This window comes from Bifidobacterium sp. ESL0775, assembly GCF_029395475.1.
Taxonomy (GTDB): Bacteria; Actinomycetota; Actinomycetes; order Actinomycetales; family Bifidobacteriaceae; genus Bifidobacterium.
Genome location: NZ_CP113917.1, coordinates 269,569 through 294,987, shown reverse-complemented (window position 1 = coordinate 294,987; position 25,419 = coordinate 269,569). Strand labels below are relative to the sequence as shown.

Genomic DNA, 25,419 nt, shown 5'->3' with positions numbered 1-25,419 from the left:
GAAAATAACACGGATACAAAATATGTGGAACAAACAAAAGGGGTTGCCACCAAGCTGAAACTTGGTGGCAACCCCTTTACGTTTAGCCTGACAGGCGCGAACGCTCAGTCAGTCAGAACGAGTGGCCTCGCGGCAAGCTCACTTCTGAACCTGTGTACGGGCGATGTCGCCGTTGAAGGACTCGTTCTCGTCGGCGTCGGCCGACTTGCCCTTGAGCCAGGAGAACATCGAACGAAGCTTCGGGCCGACGGTCTCGATGCGTTCGTGGCTGTACTTCTGCTGCAGCTCCTTGAAGCGCGGTGCGCCCTTGGCCTGGTCGTCCATGAATTCCTTGGCGAAGGAACCGTCCTGAATGCGCTGGAGCTGATGCTCCATGTTGTGGCGGGTGTGCTCGTCGATCACCGTGGAGGTGAAGTCGCCGTACTGAGCGGTGTCGGAGCAGGACCAACGGGCCTTGTTCAGGCCGCCTTCGTTCATCAGGTCGACGAGCATCTTCAGCTCGTGGCAGACCTCGAAGTAGGCAATCTCCGGCTGATAGCCGGCATCCGTGAGGACCTCGAAACCGGTCTCGACCAAGTGGTTGACGCCACCCATGAGCACGTCCTGCTCACCGAAGAGGTCGGTCTCGGTCTCTTCCTTGAAGGTGGTCTTGATGGCGCCGGCGCGCAGGGCGCCCAGAGCCTTGGCGTAAGCCAGGGTGATATCCCAGCCGTCACCCTTGTCGTCGTTCTCGCAGGCAACGACCACCGGCACACCACGGCCGGCGACGTACTCACGACGGACGATGTGGCCCGGGCCCTTCGGGGCGACCATGAAGGTCATATGGCCCTTGCCCGGCTTGATGTAGCCGTAACGGATGTTGAAGCCGTGCGCGAAAGCGAGCGCCGCGTCGGGCTTCATGTTGGGCTCGACCTCTTCCTTATAGATCGTGCCCTGATACTGATCAGGAGCCAGGAACATGATGATGTCCGCTTCCTTGACCGCGTCGGCGACGGGCTTGACTTCCAGGCCCTGCTCCTTGGCGTACTCAACGGACTTGGAGGTAGGCCGCAGGCCGACGACGACGTCCACACCGGAGTCGCGCAGGTTCAGCGCATGCGCGTGACCTTGCGAGCCGTAACCGATGATGCAGACCTTCTTGCCGTCGAGAACGGAGAGATCAGCGTCGTCTTCGTACCAGATTTGTGCTGCCATAGTATGCACTCCTTGCATAATTTATTATTATTTGCCCGGCTAGGCACTCTGCCTGCCGTGCGTAGAAATTGGCTCTTGATCAAAAGGGGATTTTGTCCCGTTGTGCGTCCATTGTAACGCCGGTCACAGTGCGAACCGCGCCGCCGTCCATTTATCGAACAGGTATTTCTTACAGATTGAGACGGGACAGATCCCGGATCAACAGCCGCTTTCAAATGTTTATTTTACTTTTCAATTATTAATATTCAGTTATGATTAACGAATGGATAAACCGGTCAAGGGATTGGGCAACATTCGCCGATTTCCCAACTTCCCGCCATAGCTACCGCCACTTCCACTTGTCTTGTGGGCAGGATGGCCGAGATACTGCCTCTAACCCTGCCGGAAGCCCTCGTTCCACATGGGTTAGAGGCAGGGAGCGGAAGCCACGGGCCAGGCATCCAGCGCGGTCACGCGGTGAAGTCGGTGTCCTTGGTCTCTTTGCAGGTGAGCAGGGCGACCAAGCAGCACACCGCCATCACGGCCATGTAGAGGCCGACGGACTGCACCCCCCAATGCGACGAGAGCCAAGTGGCGACGGTCGGGACGAAGGCCGCGCCGACGATGGCGGCGAGGTTGTAGCCCAGGCCGGAGCCGGAGTAGCGGACGTTGGCGCTGAAGAGCTCGGGCAAGATCGCGCCGACTGGGCCGAACGCGATGCCCATCAAAGCGAAGCCGACGCACAGGAAGACCATGATCTCCACGAAGTTGCGGTGGCCCATCAAGAGGTACGGGAAGACGAACGAGAAGACGACCAGCGCGACCGCGGAGAACATCAGCACGCGGCGGCGGCCGAGCTTGTCGGCGTAGACGCAGGAGAGCACGATGAACAGGGCGAAGACGCAGATGCCGGCCATCAACATCAAGAGGTACTCGCGGTTGGTGAAGCCGAGTCCGCCGCCGCCTTCAGCGCGGGTCTTGGTACCCCAGGCGAGCGACCAGGTGGCCAGCGTGTAGAAGAGCGTGTAGGTGACCGCGACGATGAACGTGGCCTGCAGGACCTGGCGCCAGCTGGTACGGAAGACTTCCTTCAGCGGGGACTTGACGGTCTTCTTCTGCTCTTGGGCGAGGCGGAAGATCGGGGTCTCCTCCATGTGGACGCGCACGACCAGGCCGACCACGACGAGCACGATGGAGAGCAGGAACGGCACGCGCCAGCCCCAGGCGAGCATCTGCGCCGGGGTGCAGAAGGATTCAAGCACGAAGTAGGTGCCGTTGGAGAGGAAGAAGCCGATCGGGGCGCCGAGCTCCGGGAAGGAGCCGTAGAGCGCGCGTTTGTTGGCCGGGGCATTTTCCGTGGCGACCAGAGCCGCACCGGACCATTCCCCGCCCAGACCGATGCCCTGGATGAAGCGGCAGAGGCAGAGTACGACGACCGCGAGCAGACCCCACTGGCTATACGTCGGCAGGCAGCCGATGAGGAAGGTGGAGAGGCCCATGGTCATCAGCGAAACGACCAGCGTGGTCTTGCGGCCCATCTTGTCGCCGTAATGGCCGAAAATCAGCGAGCCGAGCGGGCGGGCGATGAAGGCGATGGCGAAGGTCAGGAGGCTCACGAGCAGGGCCACGGTCGGGTTGGTCTTGTCCGAGAAGAAGATCTTCGGGAAATAGTTGGCCGAGGCGGTGCCATAGGCGTAGAAATCGTAGAATTCAATGGCCGTGCCGACCATCGAGGCGGCGATGACGGTGCCGACCGAATCGTGCGCCATCTCCTGAAGTTTTGCCTTGCGTGCGGCGGCCCCGACGTTGCTGTTCCCGCCGGTGCTGCCATTCCCAGTCGCTGTGTCGACTGATGTCATGATGTTCTCCTTCGGTACTTTCGGTACCGACCACTGCTTCATTGTTCTCTCGTGCTCTTGCGTCCGCGGCCTGCGTTGCGTTTGGCGCGGGCGTGATGCCATGAAACGGATTCGAGTTTCGAGTCATTGGTTTTCAGTTATTGCTATCCGGCTGACGGATAGTTCGTGCACGAACTTGCGGCACTACCACGGTGACCTTTTGGGGCGCGATAACAAAAGAGCCCTGCCATTGATTGCAGGGCTTGAAAGCTATACGCCAAATATTTTTCAATATCGCTATTCGTTCGATTGAACGATTGCTTGCTTTGCCCTGCCTTCATTGGCGGGGCTCAAGCTGAATGTGAAAATCAGGCCGCCAACGAAGACGGGCTAATAATTCGTGCAGATTCGTTAAAACTCATCAATCCGTTCTTCATGGCGTCCTCCTTTCACATTTACCAAGTTCTTCCGGGTTCGTGACCCGTTTAATGAGTTACCATAGGCGCGCCTCTACGCCACTCCGCCAACCGTCTCACTATGTGGACAAGCGAAATGACCTGCTATCCGTTCGTCTGTATTCGGATTGCCCTGCCGAGACTTGCATCAAGGGATGGCAGAACCCGCGAAATTGAGACGCCAAAACGCCAGCGAAAACGCGCTTTGCAGGGGTCTTTCACCCAGCGCCGAACAGTTTCTTTATCAGCGAAGACGAAATCAGGGCTTTTTGCTAGTTTTTAGCGAAGCATAACACGACAAAACGTAAGGAAATTTTTATTTTCCCGACATCATTATCCATCATTGATTGGTTCTCCGGACGCCACTAGACAGAACGGCACCCATCATCCATCGTAATACATAATTTTATCTTGTATCGTTTTAAGTACTCGTAGAATTAACGCGCTCCATGGCGCACGCGACAACGAAACGACGCAATTTTTATCCTCAGACGCCGTGCCTCGAAAGGACCGTGAGCCACCTTATGTCTTCGGTACTCACCAAGAAGAAACTTCTTTCAGCCCCTTTTCCACTTCGCCGCGCGGGCTACGAACATCAAACGCTTTAAGCACTCGAATCCATTCGCACAGACAACGCAAGGATGAAACCCGATGAGCATCATCTTCCACGTTATCGCAACGATCCTCTGCACGGCCTTGTCGTTCATGACACCGGTCCCAGCAACAGTGAACCAGACACCGGGCTCTTCAGCGAGCGCCGGAGCGGACACCGCTTTGCCCAATTCGCCGAATCCCTCTGATTCGCGGGGCGACCAGGCAAACCCACAAAACGGACGTGTACGAACCGCCAGAGAAGTCGAAACCCGAGGCGGCGGGCAATCGGAATCATCGCAGCCAGAAGTGGGCCCACAGGCCGTCTGCCCCCAGACACCCCAAGCCAACTGGGGAAGCCCTTATGCCGGCTACACCGGCGTAAGCGGGCAAGACCATAGCACCGTCAAATGGTATATCGACACCAGCTGCGTCCTGCACCTGAGCAACGGCACCAGCCCGGACATCCCGACCCTAGCAACCAGCATTCCCTGGTACAACCAGCTCCCCAGCATCGTCGGCGTAAGTGTCGACGGCAACCTCACCTTAGTCAAAAGCGACGTCGACGTCGACCTCAACCCGGCGTTCGCCCAGATGACAAAACTCACGAGCTTCGACACCACCCGCGGCAGCCTGCATCTGGTGGAATCCGCCGCCAATGGCCTGTTTGACAGCGACACGAAGCTCACCACCATCAACGGCATCACCAGCTGGGACACCAGCCAGACCACGGGCATGGCCAGCATGTTCTACTATTGCTCAAAGCTCACGTCGCTGAATCTCTCTGGCTTCCGTACCCCTTTGCTGGAAGACACGAGCGATATGTTCTATAACAATTCCGCGCTCACCTACGTCAACCTCACCAGTTTGTCGACAGGCAACGTGACCAGTATGGGCGAGATGTTCTACGGCTGCTCCAGTCTGGCTTCGCTCGACCTTTCACACTTCAACACCGCCGACGTGCGGAGCATGAGCAGTATGTTCTACGGCTGCGTCAAACTCAACTCACTGGATCTGAGCAATTTCACGACCGCCAACGTCACCACCATGAACAACATGTTCTACAACTGCCCTCAGCTCACCTCGCTGAACCTAAGCAATTTCGTGACCACCAGCGTCACCAACATGAACGGCATGTTCACCGGCTGCGTCAAACTCGACTCACTGGATCTGAGCAATTTCGCGACCGCCAAGGTCACCGACATGAACGGCATGTTCAATAATTGCCAAGCGCTCACATCAATCAAGTTCTCCTCGAATTTCAAGACATCCAGAGTAACCGACATGGGCGGCATGTTCGACCTCTGCTTGCACCTCGTCACGCTCGACCTGTCAGGATTCGACACCAGCAACTGCTTCGGCAATATGTCCAGCATGCTGCCGAATGGTCTGCGCCGCCTCGCATTGGGCCCGAACACGAAACTTAACAACAACGCGTTTTTCAGCGTGTCCCCCACCATCACCTGGGAGGAGATGTCAAGCCTTGACGCCGGCGCCGACCATGTCGGCACCATCGGCGGCATCGCCAAACTCCAGGCACGGGCGGCCTCCAACAGCCCCGCCGGCGTGTACGTGGACTCGAGGCTCATGACATACGGTGTGAAGCTCGTCGTCAACGCCAACGGTGGCACCACCAGCTTCGCTCCGGTCACCTACGACACCACCACCGCAGCGGCCACCATCACGGTTCCGCAAGCCAACGTGCTCACCTCGAACAAAACATCCAGCGTCTTCTTGAGCTGGAACACCTGCAGCACCGGCGGCACCACGGGCGACTGCACTCGATATGCCCCAGGATCCACCATAAGCGTCGACCAAGGCGACTCCTACCCCGTCAGAACCCTCACGCTTTACGCCGAATGGGCCAATGTACCTGTCCCGGTCATTAACCCGCCCGTCGTGCACGCGCCCGTCTCCGGCAACACGACCGTCGACCTGACGGTCTCGAACACCGCCGCTCCGGCTGGAAGTACCACCACCGTGACCACGAACCGTGGCACGTGGTCCACCGAGACCGGCCCTGGCACTTGGAACTACACCGGCCGCCCCGTGGCCGACCTCGAGCCCAATCCTGGCGTCAATTACAGAATCAACGCGATCACCACCATAACCGACCCGGCCACAGGCAACAACGTCAGCTCAGGGAATGCGGTCAAAAATGGCGTGCTGCCATATATCAAGCTCACGTTCAATGCCAACGGTGGCACCGGCGCCCCCGCCAGCATGTCCGGTTTCGGCGATGCCGACAACGGCAGGGCAACGGCCTTCACCATCCCAACCAACACCATCCCCACCAAGGGCCAGCATGACATGTTCGCCGGATGGGCCACCAGCAGCACCGCCACCGTGCCCAACGCCACCTACAATCCGGGAAACCATATACCCACCGAAGTCAATTATGCCAACAGATCCGTCACCCTTTACGCCGTATGGCACACCGCCCAAACCCCCATCATCACCGAGGCGCACCGCGTCCCGTCAACCAACCAAATCCGCATAACCGGCACCGGGCAACCTTGGAGTTTCGTCGGTTCACCCACCGTCAGCGGCAGCGCGCCACGCGGTCTGAAAGTCACCAGCGCAGCGGTCTCCCCCAACGGACAGCTTTCCATAACCGGCACCGCCACAGCCGCGGGCGAACTCGGAGGCAACGTCGTGACCGTCCGCGTACGTTCCTGCCCCACGTCGGCGGGTGCGCCACCATTCAACACCAGCTGGGGCTCCAGCGACAACTCGGTTGGCAATGGCTGCTCACAGGTCACGGCGACCCCGGCCCTTCCCTATAAACCTTCATTCCCGACTTGGCTCAAAGGCGTAAATGCCGAATGGTCCGCCAACCTCAACATCGGGACCAATCGCTACCTCTGGGTCTACTCCCAGTTCCAGGGATCGGACGGCATCGACGGACCTCTAGCGGTCACGCCAAACGCCCAAGGTTCCGACAACACCATGAGAGTCTGTGTGAAACCCTCCGAATCCGCAGCCAGCGCCTACATCTGCGGCAACGCCACTTGGGATCCAAGTTCGGCGGCCTGGGACGGCACGACAAGCCACAATTGGACGCTTGACCTCCCGCACGATTCCACGCTCGACCATGTCGGCAACTACGACGTCAAAGCCAATCTCAATATCGACGACACCTGGCGCACGCCCGCCGGCGGCATCGTCAGCTCGCAGGACGCGACGCTTATGGGCACACGCATCAGCGGCCTCTATGCTTCATCCCTTCCGCTGACCGGCGGCAGCTCACGTCGTCTCGCGATTATTTTGGCGGCCATCGCAGGCTCATCGCTCATCCTGTTGGCCGGAGGCGCCGATTTCCGCCACCGTCCTCGGCGCCGTTTCCGCCGGCACTGACAAGCCAATTGACACCAATCCGTCACTGACACGCGACGAAAGACGCACCGGCCATGGACCACGACTGACGCACGCTCATCGCCACGGTTGTCTTGGGCGACCTAAAAAACAGCCCAACAAGCATCAGTTGCATTCACAACGTCATTTTTGCAGGTCACTCCCGCTTCGCAAGTAAGCGCCACATTCTAATTACACCTGATTGTAACGAATGATTTTATTTTAAAATTCATCTTTACCGGTTGTTTTGTCTATTTTTATGTACACTGATGTGTTTATCATATAAAATTTGTGAAAACCATCGTCATAAAAGCGATGGAGACGAAACATCAAAGGTTTTAGGGGAGATTGATCCGCGTGGGTATTGTCCGTGCCATTCTCGCGATGATGCTGTGCATGGCGTCATTGTTTGCCGTTCCTTCCCCGCTGAGCATTCGCCTGGCAGCCAACAACGACGTTCCCGCCGCGCCAGCGACATCTTCTCCACACGATAAAGCGACCAATGCGAATGTCACTGGCGTCAACCGTATAGCCACACAAGCCAAAACCAAGCAAAATAAAGGAAATATCGCCTTTTCAGCCCCAGCGCCCCGATTCGCCTCCGAGCATCTCGCCAAGAAACCGGCCATAACCCCTCAAGAAGATACATGCGACCCCGCAAACGGAACCTTGAACGACCCGGACACGCCAAATGCCAGCAACGGACTCAACGACATCCCCGGCAGGGACGCCAGCCCCGTGCGATGGAGCATCACCAATGACTCCAACGGCTGCGTCCTGCATCTTTCAGGCGGCACCACCCCCAGCGATCTTGGCGCGCACAACGACACACCGCCGTGGCAAAACGACCCTTATAGCGGCCTCATCACCCGCATCCAAGTCGAGGGAAATCTGACGATTCCCTACGTGCAGAGCAAGATTTTCGATGGCCTGACCTACTTGAACACATTCGACACCACTGGCGGCACCCTCCATCTCGCACGTTCGGTATGCGCCGGAATGTTCCAAGGCGAAACCAACCTCACCACCTTAACCGGCCTTTCCAATTGGGACACCAGCAACGTCACCGACATGGAAAGCATGTTCCAAGGCTGCCACGAACTCGCCACGCTCGACCTCAGCCACTTCGACACCAGCAACGTCACCAACATAAGCTACATGTTCCAAAACTGCCAGGCGCTCACCACGCTCTCCCTCAGCCATTTCACCACCGGCAAGGTGACCAACATGGCCAGCATGTTCCAAAGCTGCCCCGAACTCACCACACTCAGCCTGCCAGCCACCTTCACCACCGGCAAGGTGACCAACATGGCCAGCATGTTCAGCTTCTGCCCCAAGCTCACCACACTCGACCTCGGTAGCTTTGACACCGGCAACGTCACCGACATGAGCGACATGTTCCAAAGCTGCTCCGGACTCACCACGCTCAACCTCACTCATTTCGCCACTGGCAACGTCACCAACATGAACAACATGTTCGGCTTTTGCCCCTCACTCACCGCGCTCAACCTGCCGGCCACCTTCGCCACCGGCAACGTCACCGACATGAGCAAGATGTTTTGGGGCTGCTACGGGCTCACCACACTCGACCTCAGCCACTTCGACACCGGCAACGTCACCAGCATGCACGACATGTTCCAGGATTGCTACGGGCTCACCACACTCGACCTCAGCCACTTCGACACCGGCAACGTCACCAGCATGGTCGGCATGTTCCAAAGCTGCTACGTACTCACTTCGCTCAACCTCAGCCACTTCGACACCGGCAACGTCACCGACATGAACAGCATGTTCCAGAGCTGCTATGCACTCGCCACGCTCGACCTCAACTATTTTGACACCAGCAACGTCACCAGCATGGCCAGCATGTTCAACTCCTGTTCCGCCCTCGCCACGCTCAGCTTTTCCTCCGCCTTCACCACCGGCAAGGTCACCGACATGACCTACATGTTCTACGACTGCGGCGAACTCACTTCGATCGACCTCAGCCACTTCGACACCGGCAACGTCACCAGCATGGCCAGCATGTTCGGCCTCTGCTCCGATCTCATGGCATTGAATCTTTCAACATTCGACACCCGGCGGACGGAAACGACACAGATGCTACCAGGCAATCTTCCTCTGCTAATATTGGGCGCCGACACCATGCTGGGAAGCGGCTCCTTCGCTTCGCCGTCTTCGACCCCTTGGTACAAGGCCGGCGACGGTGCACACAACCCCGTCAGCCCCGCCCTGCGAATCGGCTCCAACGACGACCTCACTTCCTATACGGGCGACGAGACCCAGGCGGCAGGCGTCTACGTGCGGTCAAACCCTTGGACGGTGAAGCTATGCGACACCAGCGTTACACCCCACCCTTGCAAGACAGCGGCCACCGGCAACACCATCACCCAGCCGAGATGGACCGTTCCCAGCCCCGATACTGTCATCTTGGACAACCTTCAGCACATTTCCAACCCAAACGGCAAACTGTTCGATACTTGGGTGACCCACGATGATGGCACCGGTACCACTTACGCACCGGGATCAACCATGTGGGTTCCCGGAGGGACCACCACCCTCTATACCAAATGGCATACGGCCGGCAACGCCAGCATCTCAAAAGCGTGGTGGGAGAACACCTCCGACCCCAAACCGGTGAAAATGCCCGTCTCGTTCGCCGGCTCGAACGCGGGCGATACGCTACGCGCCTGTATCAAGCCCAAAAGCCAGCTCCAGGGATACAACAGCACACAGTGCTCCGATATCACGGTGCCGCAGACCGGTACGACGCCAGTCAACGAGACGCTTCAATTCACGCTTGACCGGTTCCCCGATATCGGCAAACCGTATGAGGCGCGCCTGGCATGGCACGATCCCAAAACCGGCAATGACGCATGGGCCTGCGACGCGCTTGACGCCACCTTGCCTTACACCACCGCCGACTTCCAGGACGGCAAAGCGCCCGACGGAACCCCGGCCTGGGGAACCACGCCCGCGGCCGTGACGACCCTGACCGACCACAGCAGCGGAGACGCTCGACTCAACCTGCCTTTGCCTGACGGCATCTACCGCCCAGCGCATTACAAATTCCTTGACTGGGCCACAGCGACGGGAACGGGCGCATGGCATCCGGGGCAGGCCATACCCGTCAACACCAGCAAAGGCGACACCGACGCCGACGGGCATACCATCATCCATCTGACCGCGCAATGGGCCTTGGTCGACAAGCCCACCAATCTCACCCTTGCACAGGATGCCTCAACCGGCGGCGTCATCCTGTCGGTAACCGATAAGCCCTGGTCCACCTCCGACCAACTCCGCATCACCCTCACCCCCGCCGCTGGCCCGCAGCGGACTTGGACCCTCAGCTCCAACACCGTTCCAGTCGATTGGGCCGTCACTTCCGTCGTCGGCGCATGGGACGGCACCAACGACCAGACATGGACCAAGCGCTTCAACGCCGGCGAGCTCCAGAACGGCAATTACACCATCACCGCCACCCTCACCAGCCGGGACAACGCATATAGCGGCACCGCCAACGTGGACAGCGAGGTAGCAAACAGCGGAACCATCCGTCTGACGAACACCAATTACATCCATGCCATGCCGTTCACCGGCGGCGCAGGACGCAAGGCGGCCATCTTCATCGCCTTCGCGGCCGCTCTGACGATTCTCATCGCCGCCACCGCTCGCGCCACGCGGCGCCACAGCCGCCACGCAAGATAGGGGTTACTGCTTTCTTCTAGCTTGTTGAAGTCGGCAAAAGTCAGAGCTTAGGTATTTCGCGTATTCAAGTCCTGCAATTCGGCTTCCGCTACTGATTCGGGTTCAGCCACAACCTAGCCTCGGCGTCAATGCAGTCTTATCCATGATTCATTCTCTTTTGCCAATAATTAGCCTTCTGTAAATTCAACCTCGGCGGAATCAACGTTCATTTCAGTTGGGATGAGACTCGGTATAGCGGTCGAGAAGGGCGTCGTAAATCGGCTCGGTGTTGGTGAGATCGGAGACCAACAGGGCGATGAAGCTGCAGGCGGCGACCGGGAGCATGTGCATCAGGGTGCCGCTCATCTCGACAGTCAAGAGAATCGAGGTCATCGGGGCTTTGACGGAGGCTGTGAGCGCTCCGGCCATCGCGCAAACGGCGAAAAGCGGAATGATTTTTGTTGAAATGAGGGGATTTCCGTTAATCGCGACGGCGTGAAGCGCGACACCGAAGATGGAACCGGTCAGCGTGCCAACGGCGAGAATCGGCATGAAAATGCCGCCGGGGACGCCACTGCCGAAACTGGTGGAGGTGAACAGCATCTTGACGATCAACAGGATTGCCAAAAATGCGATGCCGCCAGTGGCACGTTCCGCGAAACCAATCAGGCTTTCGCCACCACCCAGAACCTGCGGAAGGAAAATGCCGACCGGCAGTGCGATGGCCAGCGAAATCATCGGACGAATCTGCCACGGCAATTTGTTGTAGAGCGTCTGGAAGCCGAGCAGCAACTTGTTCATCGCCACGCCGATCAAGCCTGTGATAAGCCCCAGCGGAACCATCCACCAATATTGCGGCAGGCTCAGCTGCGAAAGGCGCGCGAAATCAAGCACCGGCTTCAGGCCAAACCAGTATTTCGAGACGAAATCGGCGCTGATCGAGGCCGCGGCCGCCGAAAGCAGGATGGCCGGCGAAAAATTGTGGTGCACCTCTTCCAGCGCAAACATCATTCCGGAAAGCGGCGCGTTGAAAGCGGAGGAAAGGCCGGCGGCAGCGCCGGCGGTGATGAGAATGTTCGCCTCGGCAGTCTTGCTGCCACCTGCACCTTCACAACCGTCAACACGATGACGAGAAGAGCCAGCATCAGCTAACTGGTTATCGACGTTCGCGGCGTCGCCTGTATTCATGCCCGTTTCTGCATTCGAGACCCTGCTCGACTCGTCGTCCACATCTATCTTGGCTTTATCAATGCCTGTTTTCACACGGCCGGCACCATCTGCATCTTTTGAATCCATGACGGTTTTACTGCCATGGCGAAGTCTTCTCATCCCTTGTGCCACACCCTGGCTGGCGGCGGCACCGATCTGGATCGACGGGCCTTCGCGGCCAAGCGAAAGGCCGAACATTCCGCAAAGCAAGCCGCCGGCAAAACGGACAATCAAGACCATTCCCGCCCGCATTTTGAGGCCCAGCCGCACCACGCCTTCGACTTGCGGGATGCCACTGCCGGATGCCATCGGTTCCAACTTGACCAGCCACGCGACGAAGAAACCGATTACGACGACCGCGAGCGCCCAAGGTGCGAGAAGCCATGGATCGACGCGGATTTGCGAGTACATCCAACGCGCGAACTGCGTGCCCCACTCGATGCCCTGACGATAGCAGGTGACCAGCACTCCGGCAATCAGGCCGCAGACCACCGCGCGAGCCGCCACAACCCACTGGCTGCGCCGCGATATGCCCACCGTTGCCATGGTCGAGTCCCTTCTTGGTACCGGATGAAACCGCTATCTCCTGCACTTGCTGATACTACCGTCAGAAAAATGCAAGTTAGCAACCCTACGATGCACTATTTTCACGTTGCCGTCAGAAAAGTGCACCTTAACAATCGTAAAGTGCACTTTTCTTACGCTGACATCAATAACATGCGCTCAGCATTTTAACGCCCAGCGCTCAGTCGACGAGCGAGCGCACCTCGATGATGTGGTCGCGCTGCGGGCCGGTGCCGATGGCGGAGATGCGGCAGTTGGAGATCTCCTCGAGGCGCTTGACATAGGCCTGGGTGCTGGCCGGCAGATCCTCGAACCTGTGCACCTTCGAGATGTCCTCGGTCCAGCCGGGCATCGTTTCGTAAACGGGCTTGGCCTTGACAAACGCGGCCTGGTCGATGGGCATGTCCTCGTAACGGGTATGCGTGCCATCGCCGTTGTCAACGTCGTAGGCGACGCAGATCGGAATCTCGTTGAGGCCAGTCAGGACGTCGAGCTTGGTGAGCACGATATCGGTTAACCCGTTGACCTGCGTGGCGTAACGGGTGACGACGGCATCGAACCAACCACAGCGACGCGGACGGCCAGTGGTCACACCGAACTCGTGGCCCTGCGTGCGCAGCCATTCGCCGGAATCATCGTTGAGCTCGGTCGGGAACGGGCCTTCGCCCACACGGGTGACGTACGCCTTGGCCACGCCGATAACGCGGTCGATCTTCGTGGGGCCGACGCCCGTACCGGTGCAAGCGCCGCCGGCGGTCGGGTTCGAGGATGTCACAAACGGATAAGTGCCATGGTCGACATCGAGCATGGTGGCCTGGCCGCCCTCGAAGAGCACAGTCTTGCCCTCATCGAGCGCGTTGTTCAAAAGCAATGAGGTATTGGCGACGTATGGCTTCAGGCGTTCGCCGAGCTTCAGCAACTCGTCGGTGGTCTCGTCAACGTCGATCGGGCGGCGGTTGTAGAGCTTGACGAGCATCTGGTTCTTCTGGTGCAGGCTCGCCTCGACCTTGTCGCGCAGGCGCTCGGCGTCGAAGAGGTCGTGCACGCGGATGCCGACGCGGTTGATCTTGTCCGCATACGCTGGGCCGATGCCGCGGCCGGTAGTGCCGATCTTGTGCTTGCCGAGGAAGCGCTCGGTCACCTTGTCAATGACGCGATGGTACGGCGCAATGACCTGTGCCGACTCGCTGACTTTGAGGTGAGAGCAATCCACACCGCGGGACTGCAAGCCGTCGATCTCCTCGAACAGTACTTCGGGGTCGACCACCACACCGTTGCCGATAACCGGCGTGACGTGAGGGTTCACCACACCGCTCGGGAGCAGGTGCAGCGCATACGTTTCGTCGCCGACCACCACCGTGTGGCCTGCGTTGTTGCCGCCGTTGAAGCGTGCGACGTAATCGACCTTCGTGCCGATAAGATCGGTCGCCTTACCTTTGCCTTCGTCTCCCCATTGGGCACCAATCAGAACAATTCCAGGCATACGAACCTCCCGAGATACGCGTTATTCCGCCGTTATCAGCCTACCGTCACGCCTATACCGACACATTATGCCTTGCGATCGCGCAGCGCGGTCAGCGCCCAGAGGATCGAGACAACGTCGATAGCCTCCTGCATGAAGGCACCGACCACTACGGGAATGAGGTTGAAAGCGGCGGCGACCATGCAGACCAACGCAAGGCCGAGACCAGTGACTACGGCCTGGAGCATGGTGCGCTTGGTCTGGCGGGCGATGGCGACGGCCTTGGGCACGTCGGCGATGTCGTCGTTCATGATGACCACCTGGGCGGTCTGCGAGGCGGCGGTAGAGGTACCATCCGTCATTGCGATGCCGATATCAGCCGCGGCCAACACCGGGGCATCGTTGACACCGTCGCCCACCATCACCGAAATCGGGCGCGGCTTGGGCTGGCCGGAAAGCCGGTCAAGAAACGTCTCAACTTTCGAAGGATGCTGCAAAGCCTCTTGCGAAGCCGCCCTGACTGCAGACACCTTGTCTTGCGGGAGCAAATCGGCGCGAACGTCATCAATGCCGACCTCGTCTGCGATCACATCAGCGGAACTGAGGGAATCGCCGGTCAACATCGTCACCTTGCCGATGCCCATGGAACACAAGCGCCGCAACGATTCGCGGGCGTTATCGCGCGGCACATCACGCAACACGATACGAGCGGCGAGAATCCCATCGACCGAAACGTACGCCGCCATTTCATCAGCCGAACGCGGCTTGAATTGCGATGTCGGGAATGGCTGCACTTCAGACAAATCAGCATTCGCACTTGTGACGAAACTCAGCCGACCAACCCGAACGATATGACCTTCGACCATGCCTTGAACGCCATTGCCGGCATCCTCGTGAACACCTTTGACCACCGGAAACGCGGTTCGACCGTTGTGCAACTTCTTCGACGCAGTAGCTCCGGCGGCGACAATCCCCTGCGCAAGAATATGCACTGAATAGGTCTCAACCACTGCAGCAAGCTCAACGATGACGTCCTCAATATATTGCGCGGAATGCGATTCCGACTTATCCTTGTCAAATTTGAGCGCAACAGGCAACCGCTTACGCGCGGCTTCCGGCACGTCGATCCGCACAACCTGCGGCTTCGTGACCGTAAGCGTGCCCGTCTTGTCGAAGAAGATATGCGAGACCTTGCCGAGGTTCTCCAGAACCTCCTGCGTTTTCGTCAGGATTCCTGCCTTCGCAAGCCTTCCGGTTCCGGCCATATAGGCCACCGGCGCGGCGATGAGCAACGGGCAAGGCGTGGCCAGCACGAGTACCTGCGCGAACCGTTCCGGTGTGCCGGAAGCCATCCACGCGACGATGCCAATGACCAAGGAAATGATGGTAAACGGCACCGCAAGCACGTCAGCGGTTTTGACCACGGGCGCACGCGAGGAACGCGCGGAATCGACCAGCTGCATGGTCTGCTGGTACTGTGAATCCTTCGCCAGCTGCGTCGCGCGAATCACAATCATCGTCGAGCCGTTGATCGCCCCGGACATCACGCGAGCGCCGGCGAACACGGTACGCGGCAACGGCTCGCCGTTGATGGCGCTTAGGTCGAGCGCCGCTGTTCCGCTCAAAAGCTTGCCATCCACAGGAATCGTTTCGCCCGGCAAGACCACGAGCACGTCGCCTAACACGACCTGATCAACCGGAACCGTATGGAAATGCGCATCCTGCGAGGCCTGCGATTCCAGCACTTTCGCTGCCTGCGAGCTTCTTGCCAGCGATCCGCCAATGAATGTATGACGCGCCATTGAACCAGCGGGCTGCGAACGCCTACTTTGCGAACCTTTCCGGACGTTTGCATTGTTCTTCTTGGCTTTGTCCTTGGCCACCGAGGAAAGCTCACAATTGCAATCATCCGCGTCAATCACGCATAGGTTGTTTCCCAGATCGCGCACGTTTCCTCTGGGTAATGTCGCTGTCAGCGTCGCCCGGAAGCCATCGGCCAAACGCTTGTCGGTATTGGCGAATAGCACGTCAAGATGCGCCTTTTCGGCATTGTCATCCGGTTTTGAAGTTTCACTATGCGCCGCAGAATCCTTGCCGTTCTTGGTTGTGTGGATACCGGGCAAATCGGAGATATGCGCCATCTGCGGGGCGGCGGCGACCAGCGCGCTCAGGTTGCTTTCGGCCTTGGTCTGCGCGAACGATTCGATGGCCTCCCCCGACCAAATCATCAGGACGACGGCCCAGCTGGCCCAGTATTCCTGCACGCCCAATGTCGAAAGCAGCGCCAGAATCGCGAGCACGTCAATGCCCACATGTCCAGCTTTCAGCGAGGCGATCATACCTCGAATCGAATCAAAAACGGAATACGCGACGAGCAGCACCACAATGAGCTGACCAACGGAAGGATTGAACGCGAAAGGCCCGATATGCCATGCCCCGGTGCTCGACGACGAGGCCACAAAATTACCGATATTGAACGCTGTAATACCATCAAGCCAAGGCCGATAATTCCATAGCAACGCGATGAAAAGCGCGGCCACAATGGTGACAGGAAGCATTGGTACTTGCCGGCAGATGTCGGCGACTTTGCGAATGACCCGCATGATTCTCCTTGCGCGTGTACTGCTGGGCCGCACAAGCCGCGCAACCAAGCAAGTTGGTCACGCCTTGTTAACCCACCGGCGCATAAGGCCCCGATACACGGCGTAAAGATTATGCAATCAAGTATAGCGGAGCCACACAACCTGCCCCAAAAATTCGTGTGGGCCGCCAGTCGAAGCCAGCGACCCACACAAACACTCATACCGAAGACGAAAAGATAGTAACGCCTTATCAACGGAACCCAACAAGACGAAAGCTTATAAAACCCGGATGTGTCTTGAGGTGAGACGATTCCGACTGACATAATGAGCGTATCACATCAGCCAATAAAGCCGCAAGCCGTATCAAGAAACCTTGAGATTTCATCAATCTTGACGTTTTAATTTGCAACTCAATTTAATGTATGCAACGTTGATTATGCCGCACACACGCGGCACGTCAATCCCGTGAGACGGAGAACCGGAAAACGTGTGGGCGACCGGCCGGGACCATAAGGCCGGCTGAACTCATATCGAAGGGAGCCAGAAATGGCACCTCACAAAGATAACAAGCCTGGAAACGCCGGGCTCTGCTGGCTCGTGGCCACAGTACTGGTCACGATCGCGCCCAAGGTTAGTCCGCCCTGGGCCACGGCAATCCTGCTGATTTGCTTGCTGTACGTAATCCGCAAGATGAAGTAGTGCCAGTACCGTGCCGCCCCCGACGATAAGCCAGGGGCGACACGGCAGGCAAACCTTCAGGCTTTACCAGAGACCAAACGGGTCGAAGAGGCCGCCGCCGTCTCCGTCGCCGTTGTTGCCGTCACCGTTCTGACCGTTGCCATTGCCGTTGCCTTGGCCGTTCTGGCCATTACCGTTCTTCTTCTGGTTCTCGGAACGGTTGTTGCCCTTGACGTCGCTTTCCTTCTGGTCGAGGGTGACTTCGACGTCCATGGTCTTGCCGCCGCGCACGATGGTGAGCTTCACCTTGTCGCCGAGGCTGGCAGCGCGGACGTAGCCGAGCAATGCGGAGCTGCTGCCGACCGCCTGGTCGTTGAACGCCACCACGGTGTCGTTGGCCTTGAGGCCGGCCTTGTCCGCCGGGCTGCCCTTGACGACGGCCGAACCGCCGGTGGAAGGCGTGGTGATCTCAGCGCCACCACGGGTGATGCCATCGGCCTCGACGTTCGCGGACTTGATGGTCACACCGAGCATTGCGTGCTGGACGGAGCCCTTCGAGACAATCTCGTCGGCCACGCGCTTGACGAGGTTCGAAGGGATCGCGAAACCGATGCCGATGGAGCCGGACTCGCCGGAAGACGAGGAGGCGGAGGCGATCGAGGAGTTGATACCGATGACCTGGCCGGCCGCGTTGAAGGTCGGGCCGCCCGAGTTGCCGGGGTTGATGGCCGCGTCGATCTGCACCGCGTTGGTCACGATTTCGGAATTGTTGTCGTCCATCACCGAGACCGGGCGGTTAAGCGCGGAGACGATGCCGGTGGTGGCGGTGTCGTCGTAGCCGAGCGGGTTGCCGACGGCCATCACATTCTCGCCGACCGCGAGCTTGCTGGAATCCGCGAACTCGACCGGCTTGAGGCTGCTCGGCGCGTTCTGGATCTGCACGACCGCGAGATCGGTGGTGCTGTCGGTGCCCACGACGTTCGCCTTGTACATCTGGCCGTTGGAAAGCGTGACCTGGATGTTCTGGCCGCCGGAAATGACGTGGTTGTTAGTGACGATATGGCCCTTGTCGTCAATCACGGCGCCGGAGCCCTTGGCAATGCCTTGGCTGACCTGTGTGGTGATGGAGACCACCGAATCGGACACCTTCGAGGAGACAGCGGCCCAGTCAGGAGCCTGGCCGCCCTTGACGGTGGCGGAGCCGGAGCCGGACTTGTTGGAGGTGATGCCGGACATCGAGCTCGAGGACGGGATGGTGATCCAGCCGTTGGAGATGGCCGCGAAACCAATGCCGAGGCACAGGGCCGCGGTGACCACGGCCGCGACGATGGCGGTGATGATGTTGCTGTGCGACTTGGTCTGGCCGTAAGTCCCATTGCCGTTGCCGCCGTTTCCGTTGCCGTAGCCGCCGGGGTTGCCGTAACCGTTGCCATTGGGCATGTTCGGGCCGCCGAAGTTGCCGCCGTTGACATTGCCATTGCGGTTGGCGCCGCCTGGCTGGCCGGGCGCGTTGTTGTAAGGATTGCCGTAACCGTTACCGTTGCCGCCGCCGTTGACGTTTTGGCCGGAGTTCGCGTTATTGCCGTTGCCGCCAAAAATACCGTTCCAAGGCATGTTCGGCGAGCTTTGCGGGCCATTGTTGCCCGGAGCGTTCCATGGCATCGTGTTACCGGTGTTGCCGGAACCGTTCTGGGTGTTCGCGTTGCCGTTATTCCCATTTTGGTTCGGCACCGGGCCGTATGCGCCGTATTCCGGAGCCGGACGATAGGGGCTGTCGCTCGACATCTCCGACGCGGACAAGCCCTCGGTGTTGGAAGCGTCGGAAACGCCAGAAGTGGACGCGAAAGCACCAGAATCGTTGGAAGCGCTTGTGTCATCTGCCGCAGGTCTGGAAGATGCCGGGGCGGAAGAGGACGTGGAGGTGTAAGACGAGGGGCCGAAGCCGGTCAGCAATCCATCATCCTCAGCGTCTGCGTCATCAGGCCGATAATCGGTGCTGAACACCTCGGTTGGCGCCGAGCCAAAGTTTGAAGTGTTGAAATTCTGGGTGTCGTTGTTTTGCGTCGCGGCAGACTGCGTATCGGCGCTCCCGCTGGATTCAGCATTCCCGACCGATCCGGTGTTCCCATTCAGTACAGCGCTCCCGTTCGGCTCAGCGTTTCCGCCATCAACGTGATTACCCTCATCCGCGCCTTCGCCAGCCTGCGCCTCGTCAGCGGAACCGGTTCCCTGAACGGAACTGTCTGCATTGCCGTTATTCGTAAAACTCGGCACGACGAAATTCGGTGTCGCGCCAGCATTGTTGGTATTCGTGTCTTCGTTCGGACGTGCAGGCTGACCGCCGCTCCACTCGTCTTTGTTGTCTTCAGCCATTGCTGCTCCTTATGTTTTCCCCGGATGGCCACGTCTTGCACTTCCGCGCGCCACCACTCGTGAACCGCTAGTAACGAGTAAAGGCAACCGTTCTGAACGTTTCCTGAACGTTGGTTGAAAGGAAGTTCCAAACCTTGTTCCAATACCCTGATATTCTCGCCAAATCCAAGTTTCTAGGCAATTTTATCGGCCCCCATGAACCGAATCGGGTCCGGAAATCTTATGGTATGGCTTCGCCTAAAGTGAACTTAGGACCAGCTTTCACCGTACGCCACCATCGGCATGGACGGCAAGGCGAGACGGATGATACGGAATCACACAATGGAAATGGACATGGACACTTCAGCAAACAAGGCGGCCAACACTCAGCCCGAGAGTAAAAGTATGACAATTATGAACAAAGAAAACGGTGACACCGCTGGACACGATCGCATCAATCCCAAGCACGACACGACCTACCGTCAAGCCGAACGTGCGGAAAACCGCAACAAACCTGTATTTTTGCGCGAAGCTAATGAGCACACTGAAGCTGACGATATCAAAGCCAAGAACGCCGAAACCGATAGTGCCAACGGACGAACTGGCGAAAATGGACAAAGCGATACCGGGAAAGGGTCGGCTTCCGATGAAGCTTGGAGCCATGAGCAAAGTCATTCCCAGAATCATATTCCTGGCCAGAAAGATGTCGCCTCAGAGGCCACCACTTACGCGCAGACGCGTTCCGGTAGTTCGGTTTCACAGCTTGCGACGAGCGCTTCCGGACTTTTGGAGCACCCGCTTGGCGCCGAACCGGGCAAGCCCGGCGACCGCAGTAAGTTCTATCTCGAGCAGCACACGCGGCTTTCAGATTCTGCTTCCGGGAAGGGGCGCGGCGGCGCACGCTACGGACGGACCGGAGTCATCCATACTCCGCACGGAGATATCCGTACTCCGGCTTTCGTGCCCGTCGCCACGCAGGCGGCCATGAAGGGCGTGCTGCCGGAGACCATGAAATCTCTCGGCGCGCAATGCCTGCTTTCCAATGCTTTCCATCTCTTCGAACGTCCCGGCGAAGACATCATCAACGAGGCTGGCGGGCTCGCGCGCTTCGAGAATTGGGACGGACCGACCTTCACCGATTCCGGCGGATTCCAAGTACTTTCGCTGGGCGCCGGGTTCAAGAAAACGCTGGCGATGGACGTCACCGGCATGAAATCGGACGACGTCATCGCGCCCGGCCGCGAGCGCAAGGCCTTCGTCGACGAGGATGGCGTCACCTTCAAGTCGCCGCTCGACGGCTCCAAGCATCGGTTCTCCGCCGAAATCTCCATGGGCATTCAGCACAAAATCGGCGCTGACATCATGTTCTCCTTCGACGAACTGACCACGCTGATGAACACGCACGGCTATCAGGAGCGCTCCGTCGAACGCACTTTCCGCTGGGCCAAGCGCTGCGTTGCCGAACACCAACGGCTTACCGCGGAACGGGTCGGCAAGCCGTATCAGGCGCTCTACGGCGTGGTGCAGGGCGCGAACTACGAGGATCTGCGACATCACGCGGCCTCCGAAATCGCCTCGCTCGACTTCGACGGTGTTGGTATCGGCGGTGCCATCGAAAAGCGGGTCATCGGCGACACCTGCGCGTGGATCTGCGACGAGATGCCGGAATCCCGGCCACGGCACGTCTTGGGGATTGCCGCCGTCGATGACATCTTCGCGTGCGTCGAAAACGGCGGCGACACGTTCGACTGCGTGGCTCCCGCCCGCTGCGCCCGCAACGGCGCCATCTACACGCGCGACGGCCGATACAACATCAAGCGTGCCGCCAACAAACGCGACTTCGGGCCGCTGGAGGTTGGTTGCGACTGCTATACGTGCACGCATTATTCGCGCGCTTACGTCGACCACCTGCTGCGAGCGCACGAAATCAACGGTGCGACGCTGGCCACCATCCACAACGAGCGCTTCTTCATCCGCTTGCTCGACGACATCCGCGCCTCCATCGACGGCGGCTACTTCAACGAGTTCCGCGACGAAACCCTGGCCCGTTACTACGCTCACGGTTCCAAGGGGTGAAGCTGCTGGAATGCGTGGTGTGTCATTCATCACTTTTATGCCACACAGGCCGCACATAACCACAGAGCACCAAGCCAATCGGTATGATGAAACTGTTCACTAATGACTGGCAGAGGGGCAAGATGGATCTGAACGAGGCGATGACAGAGCGCCATTCCGTACGTATGTATACCGATGAGCCCGTCGACAAGACTCAGCTCGATGACATCGCCGCCGAAGTCGAGCGCTGCAATGCCGCCTCTGGCCTGCACTTCCAGATGGCCGCGGGACTCGAGGACGCTTTCTGCGGCTACAAAACGCATTACGGACGGTTCAGCGGGGTCCATAACGCCATCGCTCTGGTCACCAAAATCGACAAACCTTACGATCTGCATCCGGCAAAGAAAGCTCCGAATGCAGCCGAACCGACTACTGACCCGATTCCGCCCGAGGAAGCCGGAATCGAGGAAAAGGTAGGTTATTACGGAGAGCAACTTGCGCTGAAACTCGTGCAACTGGGGCTGGCGACTTCGTGGGCCGTGCTGGACGATGCCGCGACCGGTTGGTGGAAGCTCGAGCCGGGTGAACGAGTGGTGTGGGTCCTCGCGTTCGGCCACCCCGCACGGGCCGGCGCCAAGCACCATAGCAAACCGCTGGATTCGCTGTGTTCATTGCCGGCAAACCTTGGCCCGAACGCAACGCTCGCCGATGCCCCTGACTGGTTCCGGCGCGGTATCGAAGCCGCTTCTCTCGCCCCGACATCGCTGAGCCAGCAACCTTTCCACTTCACGCTGAAAGACACAAATGCCACCGACAGTTCAGCCGTCTCAGCCAGCCCCGCCGTAACCAGTGAAAAGCCTTTGCCCATCGTCAGCGCCCGCGCGACTCCCGGCTTATTCGCCCACGTCGGCCTGGGCTGTGCCAAGCGCAATTTCGAAATCGGCGCGGGCACCGACAGCTTCAAGTGGTCAAACTGATGTTCTAAATCCCCCAGCGCTCATCCGACTGATTACTGCGACCAAAAGCACGTTTTTCGGCCACTTTTCGTGCTTTTCGTCGCGTTCAGTGCCTTAACGTGCTTTTGGTCGCATCCAGGACCTTGGCGGATTCCGTCGCCAGCCAGTCCTTTTCTGGTCCAAGTCGAATACCAAGCAACACGCACCGCAGAAACCCCTTGCGCTCGTCGGCACTGAGCAGTAACCTTATTATTTGTCTGCGAGTATGGCGGAATGGTAGACGCGCTGTCTTCAGGTGGCAGTGAGCGTATGCTCGTGGGGGTTCAACTCCCCCTACTCGCACGAGATTTCAGGCTCTCGGAAACGTTGGAATATCAAGGTTTTCGAGAGTTTTGATTTTCGTCATCAAGCAGTTTTGCCCACAAATTGCCCACATTTTATTTTCAATCGACTCGTTGAGCGTGCTGCATAATTGTGGAAACCTCAGCATCGAGAGAGCCAAACACATCGTCCAAATCTTTATCGAACAGATCAGCATATCTGTCAAGGGTCATCGCGGCCGAGGCATGGCCAAGCATACGTTGCAGAACTTTGACATTTGCCCCATTATGTACGGCTATTGAGGCCGCTGTGTGACGCAAGTCATGAACGGTCATCGGAGGAATCCCGAGTTTATCAAGCGCTTTGTGGAACCATCCTCGGTGCCGCCGGTCATTGCTTTGCTGTTTTACATACCCGCCTTGCGGTGACGTGAACACCAATTCATCAGAATGTTTGCCTTTGCAAGCTTCTTGTAGAGATTCAGCAACAATCCTTGGCATAGGAACCTCTCGGCCTTTACCGCTCTTGGGAGAGCCAACAACGACTTTGCCTGCGACTCGCGTAGCGCTGCGCCGTACATGAATACGGTTCTTGGCGAAGTCTATATCATCATTTACCAGGCCGATGGCCTCGCCCCAGCGCAACCCGCAAAAACCAAGTACGAGCACCAATGGCCGGTACTCGCCGCACTCGTTGGCCAAATCAATTACTTGTTGGGCATCCAGGTAGTGACGAGGTTTCGCCTTTTTACGGGGTAAGTCAAGTCCCTCAGCCGGATTGGCCCGAATCATGCCGTCATTTTTCGCCATCTCCAGTATTCCACCCAAAACACCATGAGCACGTAACACAATCGAGGCCGACCGTTCTGAAGCAATCTCACTGACCCAAGTCTGTATCTCACTTTTACGTATCCCTTGGATCGCACGCCGCCCCCATTGCGGCTTCACCCACTTGTTCCACGACACCTCAAGTGCATGATATGAGCTTGGCTTAAGTACCGCCGATTTGCCTTTAAGCCATTCGGGGCCAAGCGCAGCTATGGTCACACGTCCTTTCTGTGGGTCGATATAACTGCCGTCGTTAAGACCAGCGGTAAGACGCGCAAGAAAATCCTCGGCATCTCGCTTACGCTTGAAACCACGTTTATCGGTGCTGCTGTGGTCAGGCTTGCGGTAGCGGACGCGCCACCGTTTTTCACCTTTCGCTGTTTTATAAGGCTCGATCGAGGACATTCATTATCTCATTTCATCTATAACTGGGCTGCTTAATCAATCACGGCACCCCGGATACTCCGTATCTGTTCCTGCGTTTTGTTTATAAGCCGCTGGGCTTCATCGATTGTCTTTTGCCTTGCATCCCGCTCCTCGCCCACAGTCTGCCTGAGCTTTTCTATCGACTTCTGTAATGCACTTATATCTGACTCCAAGACACTGTTTTTGTCATCAACCCGTCTCATAGCTGCGCGAATTGTTACATCGGGAGAAGTAGCAATGAGTTGAGAACTATCGTTGATTGGATCTTTGTCCAAGCATTCCAGCACTCGCATGGCTTCAGGATATTTTAGAGTGCGCTCGCCTTTTTCGATTTTGGATACTGTGACGTTTGTCCATTTGCTGCCTTTGTCTCGCATCTTCGCCGCAAGCATTTCCATCGTCATTCCAGCCTCTTCACGCAAGCGGGAGACATTGGATCCTATCAACTGGTCATCATAAATATCTTTAATCATGCTATTTATTTTAACACATACAAAAGATATATTGAAAAATTAATTTTATTGACAGAATCGATAATTGATATTACCATTCTTAAATATGAAATAAATATCCACATCTTCCAAAGGAGCAAATTAATATGAAGGGCAACGGTCCAACTGACATTTACACGAAATTGATGGGTCGTATCGAAGCATCTCCGGATCCTCGTAAGCTGCGGATGACAACCGATGAGGCATCTGCCTATATCCCAATCTCCAAGCAGCAGCTCGCGCAGATGCGTTACAGGGGCACCGGGCCGAGGTACTTGAAGCCTTCCCCACGGACCGTTTTGTATTGCAAGGGTGATGTGGACGACTGGCTTGCCTCGTCGGTTCGTGTTTCGACGGCCGACGTTATCGACAACGCGCGAATGGAGCGCCGGTAATCT

General features: G+C 58.0%; 13 protein-coding genes and 1 tRNA gene. 6 read left to right on the top strand and 8 right to left on the bottom strand.

Annotation, left to right across the window (positions count from 1 at the left end):
• Nucleotides 1-138: 138 nt before the first annotated feature.
• Together ilvC and OZX73_RS00885 are read right to left on the bottom strand one after the other, a co-directional pair.
• Nucleotides 139-1,194, bottom strand: a complete 1,056-nt coding sequence (gene ilvC / locus OZX73_RS00890; protein WP_277149766.1) for a ketol-acid reductoisomerase — start codon at nt 1,192-1,194, stop codon at nt 139-141.
• Nucleotides 1,195-1,643: 449 nt separating this feature from the next.
• Complete coding sequence (locus tag OZX73_RS00885; protein ID WP_277150867.1) at nt 1,644-2,942, bottom strand: MFS transporter; 1,299 nt, start codon at nt 2,940-2,942, stop codon at nt 1,644-1,646.
• 1,175 nt (nt 2,943-4,117) lie between these two features.
• Between OZX73_RS00885 and OZX73_RS00880 the strand changes: the two genes are divergently transcribed.
• Together OZX73_RS00880 and OZX73_RS00875 are read left to right on the top strand one after the other, a co-directional pair.
• Nucleotides 4,118-7,414 (top strand): BspA family leucine-rich repeat surface protein, encoded by a 3,297-nt coding sequence (locus OZX73_RS00880; protein WP_277149763.1) that lies wholly within the window; start codon nt 4,118-4,120, stop codon nt 7,412-7,414.
• 393 nt (nt 7,415-7,807) lie between these two features.
• Nucleotides 7,808-11,119, top strand: a complete 3,312-nt coding sequence (locus OZX73_RS00875) for a BspA family leucine-rich repeat surface protein (protein WP_277149761.1) — start codon at nt 7,808-7,810, stop codon at nt 11,117-11,119.
• Nucleotides 11,120-11,329: 210 nt separating this feature from the next.
• On the opposite strand, the gene OZX73_RS00870 is transcribed toward OZX73_RS00875, so the two are convergent.
• From OZX73_RS00870 to OZX73_RS00855, 4 genes are all read right to left on the bottom strand, one after another.
• Nucleotides 11,330-12,853 (bottom strand): ClC family H(+)/Cl(-) exchange transporter, encoded by a 1,524-nt coding sequence (locus OZX73_RS00870; protein WP_277149757.1) that lies wholly within the window; start codon nt 12,851-12,853, stop codon nt 11,330-11,332.
• A gap of 199 nt (nt 12,854-13,052) precedes the next feature.
• Nucleotides 13,053-14,354 carry an adenylosuccinate synthase gene (locus OZX73_RS00865; RefSeq protein ID WP_277149755.1) on the bottom strand — a complete coding sequence of 434 codons (1,302 nt, stop codon included), beginning with the start codon at nt 14,352-14,354 and terminating at the stop codon, nt 13,053-13,055.
• A 65-nt stretch (nt 14,355-14,419) separates the two neighbouring features.
• Nucleotides 14,420-16,927: a heavy metal translocating P-type ATPase gene (locus tag OZX73_RS00860; RefSeq protein WP_277150866.1), complete on the bottom strand. Its 2,508-nt coding sequence runs from the start codon at nt 16,925-16,927 to the stop codon at nt 14,420-14,422.
• 750 nt (nt 16,928-17,677) lie between these two features.
• Nucleotides 17,678-19,966 carry a trypsin-like peptidase domain-containing protein gene (locus tag OZX73_RS00855; protein WP_277149751.1) on the bottom strand — a complete coding sequence of 763 codons (2,289 nt, stop codon included), beginning with the start codon at nt 19,964-19,966 and terminating at the stop codon, nt 17,678-17,680.
• Between the two features lie 765 nt (nt 19,967-20,731).
• On the opposite strand from OZX73_RS00855, the gene tgt reads away from it, so the two are divergent.
• The 3 genes from tgt (at nt 20,732) to OZX73_RS00840 (ending at nt 23,298) form a co-directional block, all read left to right on the top strand.
• The gene (gene tgt / locus OZX73_RS00850; protein WP_277150865.1) at nt 20,732-22,021 is read left to right on the top strand and encodes a tRNA guanosine(34) transglycosylase Tgt; all 1,290 of its coding nucleotides are present in this window, start codon (nt 20,732-20,734) and stop codon (nt 22,019-22,021) included.
• An 83-nt stretch (nt 22,022-22,104) separates the two neighbouring features.
• Nucleotides 22,105-22,977, top strand: a complete 873-nt coding sequence (locus OZX73_RS00845; RefSeq protein WP_277149749.1) for a nitroreductase family protein — start codon at nt 22,105-22,107, stop codon at nt 22,975-22,977.
• 238 nt (nt 22,978-23,215) lie between these two features.
• Nucleotides 23,216-23,298 (top strand) — tRNA-Leu (locus tag OZX73_RS00840).
• Nucleotides 23,299-23,399: 101 nt separating this feature from the next.
• On the opposite strand, the gene OZX73_RS00835 is transcribed toward OZX73_RS00840, so the two are convergent.
• Nucleotides 23,400-24,509 carry a site-specific integrase gene (locus OZX73_RS00835; protein WP_277149747.1) on the bottom strand — a complete coding sequence of 370 codons (1,110 nt, stop codon included), beginning with the start codon at nt 24,507-24,509 and terminating at the stop codon, nt 23,400-23,402.
• Nucleotides 24,510-24,541: 32 nt separating this feature from the next.
• The gene (locus OZX73_RS00830; RefSeq protein ID WP_277149744.1) at nt 24,542-25,003 is read right to left on the bottom strand and encodes a helix-turn-helix transcriptional regulator; all 462 of its coding nucleotides are present in this window, start codon (nt 25,001-25,003) and stop codon (nt 24,542-24,544) included.
• Nucleotides 25,004-25,128: 125 nt separating this feature from the next.
• Here OZX73_RS00830 and OZX73_RS00825 point away from each other — a divergent pair, with 125 nt between their 5' ends.
• Nucleotides 25,129-25,416 (top strand): hypothetical protein, encoded by a 288-nt coding sequence (locus tag OZX73_RS00825; protein WP_277149741.1) that lies wholly within the window; start codon nt 25,129-25,131, stop codon nt 25,414-25,416.
• Nucleotides 25,417-25,419 lie beyond the last annotated feature (3 nt).